This is a genomic window from Nonomuraea basaltis, assembly GCF_005893125.1.
GTDB lineage: Bacteria > Actinomycetota > Actinomycetes > Streptosporangiales > Streptosporangiaceae > Nonomuraea > Nonomuraea basaltis.
Genome location: NZ_VCJS01000401.1, coordinates 1 through 6328 on the forward strand (window position 1 = coordinate 1; position 6328 = coordinate 6328).

8 protein-coding genes are annotated in these 6328 nt (G+C 68.3%); 6 read left to right on the forward strand and 2 right to left on the reverse strand.

What is annotated here, in order from left to right; all coding sequences use genetic code 11:
• Together EJK15_RS66675 and EJK15_RS73945 are read left to right on the forward strand one after the other, a co-directional pair.
• Positions 1-188, forward strand: a 188-nt coding sequence (locus tag EJK15_RS66675) for a VOC family protein (RefSeq protein WP_338089952.1), incomplete at its 5' end; no start/stop codon positions are given.
• A gap of 415 nt (positions 189-603) precedes the next feature.
• Positions 604-1083, forward strand: a complete 480-nt coding sequence (locus tag EJK15_RS73945; protein ID WP_206062248.1) for a hypothetical protein — start codon at positions 604-606, stop codon at positions 1081-1083.
• A 48-nt stretch (positions 1084-1131) separates the two neighbouring features.
• On the opposite strand, the gene EJK15_RS66690 is transcribed toward EJK15_RS73945, so the two are convergent.
• The gene (locus EJK15_RS66690) at positions 1132-1716 is read right to left on the reverse strand and encodes a DinB family protein (protein WP_138720497.1); all 585 of its coding nucleotides are present in this window, start codon (positions 1714-1716) and stop codon (positions 1132-1134) included.
• Between the two features lie 266 nt (positions 1717-1982).
• Entirely contained in the window at positions 1983-2456 is a 474-nt protein-coding gene (locus EJK15_RS66695; protein WP_138720498.1) for an RICIN domain-containing protein, read from the reverse strand.
• A 368-nt stretch (positions 2457-2824) separates the two neighbouring features.
• On the opposite strand from EJK15_RS66695, the gene EJK15_RS66700 reads away from it, so the two are divergent.
• From EJK15_RS66700 to EJK15_RS76990, 4 genes are read left to right on the forward strand one after another with little or no spacing between them, the layout of a single operon-like run.
• Positions 2825-3625, forward strand: a complete 801-nt coding sequence (locus tag EJK15_RS66700) for an ATP-binding cassette domain-containing protein (protein ID WP_240778084.1) — start codon at positions 2825-2827, stop codon at positions 3623-3625.
• 45 nt (positions 3626-3670) lie between these two features.
• Positions 3671-4270: a PadR family transcriptional regulator gene (locus EJK15_RS66705; RefSeq protein WP_240778085.1), complete on the forward strand. Its 600-nt coding sequence runs from the start codon at positions 3671-3673 to the stop codon at positions 4268-4270.
• Positions 4270-4989, forward strand: a complete 720-nt coding sequence (locus EJK15_RS66710; RefSeq protein WP_138720499.1) for a VOC family protein — start codon at positions 4270-4272, stop codon at positions 4987-4989. The genes EJK15_RS66705 and EJK15_RS66710 overlap by 1 nt, the downstream gene beginning before the upstream one ends.
• 28 nt (positions 4990-5017) lie before the next feature.
• Positions 5018-5242: a M55 family metallopeptidase gene (locus EJK15_RS76990; protein ID WP_276615610.1), complete on the forward strand. Its 225-nt coding sequence runs from the start codon at positions 5018-5020 to the stop codon at positions 5240-5242.
• The last annotated feature ends 1086 nt before the right edge of the window (positions 5243-6328 follow it).

A 6328-nucleotide genomic window follows, 5' to 3' on the forward strand; every position in this document is an offset into this window, starting at 1 on the left:
CATCCGCTGCTCAGCCCGGCATCGGTGCCGCGATCTGGCTCCACGCCACAGACGTCCAAGCCATTCACGATGCTCTGGTCGCCGACGGTCACACCATCGTCTCCGCACCGATCGACGGCCCCTTCGGCCGGACATTCACCTTCGCCGACCCCGACGGCTACCAGATCACTCTCCACGATCGCGCCTGACAGGCCAAACGCCACCGGACGATCACCGGCCCCCAAAGACCGAGGTTGCGATTCGAGGGCCGGATCGTCCCCGCGACGTTCGCGAGGGAGGCTGCCAAGTTCCTCGCCCGGGATGGCGTGATCCTGTTCGACAACCCGGACGCGATGCTGATCTGCGCGTTCAAGCGGGACAACGCGCTCTGCGAGCCTGCGCCGGGAGCGAACGCGCCGAGGCAGCACGACTGCCGGCCGGTTGCGGGAACGCCATCCGCACCGACGCCCACGCCCGTCTCCTGCGCGAGCGCGCGGACGAGATCGACCAGCTCGCCGACGCCTCACCAGGTCCGCTCAGCCGACGGCTCAAGGCGAACGCCGAGCGAGCCCGCTCCATCGCCGACACCCACGACGCCACCGCCCAGACCGCGAAGGCCCTCACATGACCACACAGCCCCGGCACGATGACGAGCGGACCCGCATCCGCGAGGCCATGGACCGGCTCCTCGCTGGGCGGCCCATCGCCCCTGATGGGAGTCTCACCGTCAAGGCTCTCGCCGCTGAGGCCAGCGTTCACCGCATGGCCCTCCAGAAGCGACATGCCGATCTGAAGAACCACTTCTACGAACGCGTCCGGAAAGAGACCGCGCAGGTCCCCGAATCCGAGAGGAAGCTGCGGGAAACCGTCATCCAGCTCAAGACGACCATCAAGAACCAGAAAGCTGAGATCGAAGAGCTCCGCCAGCAGGTCGATCGTTATCTAGGGTTGGAGGACCCTTCCAGCAGGTCAGAGGACGATGATCTCTTCTTTCACGTAGGCCAAGTTGACCGAACGCAGCCCAGACCCAAGAAGAACCGAGCGTGCGGAGAGCGCCTCGAGGTCGTTAAGGGCGCGTCGCAGCACTCCGGCCTTGGCGTTTAAGTGATCTTGCTGGTGGGGGGGCGGAGGTAAACCGTGGCGCGATTGTGGTTAAGCCTTGATTGGTGCGGCCGCCCTGGCGGCCAGTTCGATCTTCGCGCAGTAGGCTGCACGGGCTTCCTCGTCGATCTGCTTCTCGTGTTCGGCGCGCAACCCGGTCCGGCCGTCGAGGCCCTCGCGCAGGATATCGGCGTGCCCGGCATGCCGGATGGACTCGCCGAGGACATGGACCATGATGGCGAACAGGTTCGTGTCGGCATAAGGCTCCGGCCACCACGGCACGTGGCCGAGGGCGTCGAGGGGAAGCTCGTTGATCGTCGCGTCCGAGTGTTCCCACGTGCGCCGATAGAACCCGATGATCTGATCGCGGGTCTCGTCCTCGGTCGCCCACAGATCGCTGCCGTTGGAGTCCTGCCACCGGGGCAGCGGTTCCGGGGAAGGGCGGTCGAAGACCTCGCCGAAGTACCTGGCCTCGACGCTGGCCACGTGTTTGACCAGGCCGAGGAGGTTGGTCCCGGTCGCTGTCAAAGGTCGGCGGGCGTCGTATTCGGACAAGCCGTCGAGTTTCCAGAGCAGCGCCTTGCGGTCCCGCCGCAGTCTCCCGTGCAGGTTGTCTTTCGCGAAATCGTCGATCATGGGTCACGATTCTGTCAGGCTGCGCCGGTGGGCTCAGGTTGCGAGCTGCCTGGCGTCGGCTCCGCCAACTATCGCTCACAGCCACACTGCTTGCCGAGGTCCTCGCAGCGATCGTCGCAGAGGACGGGATCACGCTCCCCGCGCTGCCGGAGATTCGTGATCAGTGAAGATCACTGCCCGGGACTTAAGGCAAGCAGGCTGGCTGTCGCGGCCCCGCCGGTAGCTCGGCGAGAGGGCCGTCAGTTGATCATGGCCGTGATAAGGCCTCAGCCCAGCTGACCCCACTGCTGGTACTTGTTGCCCTGGTCGCAGGACCTCATCATGATGCCTGCGCCCGCGGTCGTCCCTTGCAGGCAGGTGCCCCTGCCAGAGTTCTGGATCAGGCCGAAACCGACACCCTTCCACACCTGGGAAGCCGATCCGTTGCACCGGGCCGACCAGGCGCTCGTGCTGCCCGCGGTCAGGCAGCGCCGCGTCCTGTTGTTGATGATGCGGCCGCCTCCGACGTCCGCGACGCCTCTCCAGTAGCGGTTGCCTCTCCTGCAACTGCCGGCGAACGTGCCCCCGCTGGGCCTGCCGCTGTCGTACAGGCAGCGACCACTGCCGCTGTTGTAGATGCGGATCAGTCGGGGCTTGGCTCCAGCGGTGTCGGCCGCCGCTGCCGGGAGGGCGGCGACGCCGGCCCCCAGCACGGTCGCGGCGACGATCGGCGTCGCCATCCGTGCGATCTTCGTTCTCATGGTCCTCTCCAACCGTTTCGGCGAGCCGGCACCTCGTGCCGGCGTGAGTGGCTGCGGCGCGGTCGTTGCCCCGAGTCGGGGCTCGCCGCGCCATCCCCGTGACAGGAAGCTTCGCAACGGGAAAAGGGGCCATGCAAGGAAAGTGCGCCGAGATGGGATGGTGGGATGGGCTTACCGGCTGCGGCCTGCGGTCTTTGCCGACCTGCTGGGACGCGGGTGGGATGCCGGAAGCGCCGTCTCCTCGTCCACCGCTCAACGGTATCCCGGGTCACAACCAGCGGCGCAGAGCCGGGAGCGGGCGGCCGTGGACAGGCCCTGGCCGGCGGTTCTGCCGGTGAAGCCAGCCCAGCAGGGCCGCGCGGTCTCCCGTGACGCCGTCCGCCGGCCCGACCGCTCTGCTCGCCCTCGGCGCCTACCTCGCGCTCGGCGGGGAACTCGGCGCGGCGGAGGTCCTGGCGATCCTGGTGCTGGCCGCCCGCTGCGCCGATCCGCGGCTATCGCTGGCCGACATCGGCGGCAAGCTGCGCGGCGCGCGGGCCGAGCTGTCCAGGCTCGACGCGATCCTGCGCACCGAGCCGCTGCCCGAGCCGGGCGAGCCCCTCCAGCCGGTACGCCACGGCGTGGAGTTCGCCTCGGTCACCTTCCGGCAGGACGGCCGTACCGTGATCGACGACCTGACGTTGTCCGTACCGGAAGGAAAGCGCCTGGCGATCGTCGGCCCGTCCGGCGCGGGCAAGAGCACCCTGCTGCGCCTGCTGGCCCGCTTCCACGACGTGGACGCCGGAGCGGTGCGCGTCGGCGGCGTGGACGTCCGCGCGATGGCCACCGACGACCTGATGGCCCGCATCGCCATCGTCTTCCAGGACGTCTACCTCTTCGACGGCACGATCGAGGAGAACGTCCGGCTGGGCCGTCCCGGCGCGAGCGAGGCCGAGGTGCGGGCGGCGGCCAGCGCGGCCCGGCTGGAGGAGGTGATCGAGCGGCTGGTCGGCGCACGTCGGCGAGGGCTGCTGTCGGGCGGCGAGCGCCAGCGGGTGGCGATCGCGCGGGCGCTGCTGAAGGACGCGCCCATCGTGCTGCTGGACGAGGTGACCTCCGCGCTCGACCCGGTCAACGAGGCGGCCGTCCACGAGGGGATCGAGCGCCTGATGGCCGGCGGACGGTGGTGATGGTCCACGTGAGTACGGTAAGCTCCCGGTAGGAGCTAGCCAAATTTGGCTAGTGAAGATCGGGAGGGCTCGATGAAGCCGGTACGGCTGCTGGTCCTGGGCGCGCTGCGCAGGCGCGGGCGCGCCCACGGCTACCAGGTCCGCGCGGATCTGGAGTCGTGGGGCGCGCACGAGTGGTCGACCGCCACCTCAGGCTCGGTCTACCACGCGCTCAAGAGCATGGCCGGCCAGGGCCTGCTGGTGACGCACGAGACGGTCGCCTCCGAGGCCGGGGGACCGCCGCGGATCGAGTACGAGCTGACCCAGGAGGGCGAGCGCGAATACCTCGCCCTCCTCGGCCAGGCCCTGGCCGACCGCGAGCCGAGCCTGGACGTGCTGGGCGCCGCCGTCGGCCTCATCGAGGACCTTCCCCGGGAGCGGGCCCTGGAGCTGCTGCGCGAGCGGGCCCGCGCCATGCGCGAGTGGCGCGCGAGCATCACCGCGTACCTGCCCGAGGGCACGGATCTGGCGACCTGGGGCCCGGTCGGCGAGGTGCTGTCCCTGTGGCTGACCACCGCCGACGCCGGCGCCCAATGGACCGACCGGATGATCCGCCGCCTGGAGGAGGGCGCGTTCACCATGGCCGGCGAAGAGGAGTCCCCCTGATGGCCAACGAGATCGCCATACCGCTGCTGCCCTGCCGTTCCATCGACGAGATGGTCGACTTCTACACCATGCTCGGCTTCCGCCGGATCTACTACCAGGTCCGCCCGAACCCGTACGTGTTGCTCAAGCGCGAGGACCTCCAGCTGGGCTTCTTCGGCATGCCGGAGGCGTTCAAGCCCGAAGACTCCTACGGGACCTGCGTGATCGTCGTGCCGGACACCGGAGAGCTGTTCGAGGCGTTCGCCGCGGGCATGCGCGCGGTGCACGGCAAGCTGCTGGTCTCCGGCATTCCCCGGATGACCCGGCCGCGCCGGCGGAAGAACGACGGCAACCGCTCCGGCTTCGCCGTCATCGACCCCGGCGGCAACTGGATCCGCATCATGGCGGCCCGCCCCCTGCCGGAGAAGGAGGAGGCCGAGAGCAGGCTCACCACCTCGCTGAACCGGGCGGTCGTGATGGGCGACTCCCACGGCAAGCACGTGCGGGCGGCCGAGATCCTGGACGTCGCCCTGGAGCGGGACAAGGACACCGCGTCGGCGGCCGAGCTGCTGGAGGCGCTGGTCTACCGGGCCGAGCTCGCGGTCCGCGCCAAGGACCACACCGCCGCCGGGCAGGCCCTGGCCCGGGCGCGCGCGCTCACCTTTACCGAGGCCGAACGCGAGCAGCTCGCCCAGCCCCTGGCGGCCGTCGACGACATCGAGGCGGTGCTAGGTCTCTGAGCGCCCGTGTACAAACTGATCCCTGCGCTTGCTGCGTGCGGCCGATATCGGGCGAAATTGTGACGTAGCGCGAATCTTCTGCGACATAGAGCGACCTTCCGGTAGCAACGGTGGTTATCCAAGCCCCGATAACCACGCCCGCGCCGGGGCGAATGGCGCCGTGCTCGCCCACTCCATGGCCGACGCGATCCTCGACGTCCGCATCAACGGCGTCTCGCACGGGGAGACCGGCATCGATCGTTATCTTGGGTAGTCAAGCGAAATAGCTGGTCAGCTGCTTGAAGGTCTGTCAGGCACGTCAGGCAAGTAGGCAGCCGCAGAGTTCGCGGCGTGCAGGCGACTGTCGCTCGTGGCGCGATCGAGCGCCGCCTGTTTCGTTGGTAAGGAGCGATATCGGGCCTTGCTGAATGCCCCGCGTCCTTGGCAGGGTGATGGGCAGCTGGTCCGGGCGACCATGGGGTCGTTGAGCTTGCGGACAGGCCGTAAGTACGGATACTGACCAGTCGAGTCGGCTGCACCGGCAGCAGCACGCTCCGCCCCTGCTCCCGGAGGGTGAGGGTAAGCACGGAAGGGACTTGTCGTTCGACGCAGGAGGGGTCGTCGCCCACCACTTCTGAGATCCACGTTGCGCCGGCAGCGCAGGGTTCTCGGTTCAACCAGTCATGCACTGGTCGAGCTGAGGACCTGATGTGGATCGCCTCTCTCGGCCAGGAGAAAGGCGAAGGGATCTTGTTGAAGTGGGCAATCTCCTCCTTAGCGGCATGGCGTTCCTGGCCGCCGCAGGCATAGCCCGGGTAGTTGTGGTGTGGCTGGCGCTGCGTGGGACTCACCCAGAGGAGCGTCCGGCGATCTTGCGGGCCGTGGCCGTGCTCTTCTGCGCCAGATTCGCGAATCGCATCGATCGTTTGGACCGGGACGGCCCGAGGGGGACGAACCGCTCGAACGGCGCTAAGAGGCCTTCAGGCCGAACGATAGAGAGCACCTCTGGACGTAGCAGTCCCCGTCAGAAGCATGCTGGTCATCGAGCTAAGGGATAGATGCCCGTCGGGAAAGTTCGGCGGCGTATCGGACTTCAGATGAAGATGGCCGGTTCAGACCAGGAGACCCAGGGTTGCGGGCGCTTCCCACGCCGTCAGAGGTATCCGGCCCACGTAAGCCCAAAACCCACATTGAGTCGATCTTGAACGGCGTTTCGGCTGGTGGCTGCGTCGCAGTCAATGAGTACGGCGGCGGGGAGCCAGGACCTCGGTGACCTTGGCGATGGCTTCGGCGCCGGGTTTGACGTAGCGCATGGCGGTGTGGGGGTTCTTGTGGCGGCGGCCGGGCGGCGGGCCGGGAC

Excerpts from the sequence above, each read along its gene's own strand:
- EJK15_RS73945 (WP_206062248.1), top strand. The coding sequence starts at position 604 with ATGACCACACAGCCCCGGCACGATGACGAGCGGACCCGCATCCGCGAG.
- EJK15_RS66690 (WP_138720497.1), bottom strand. The coding sequence starts at position 1,716 with ATGATCGACGATTTCGCGAAAGACAACCTGCACGGGAGACTGCGGCGG.
- EJK15_RS66695 (WP_138720498.1), bottom strand. The coding sequence starts at position 2,456 with ATGAGAACGAAGATCGCACGGATGGCGACGCCGATCGTCGCCGCGACC.
- EJK15_RS66710 (WP_138720499.1), top strand. The coding sequence starts at position 4,270 with ATGGCCAACGAGATCGCCATACCGCTGCTGCCCTGCCGTTCCATCGAC.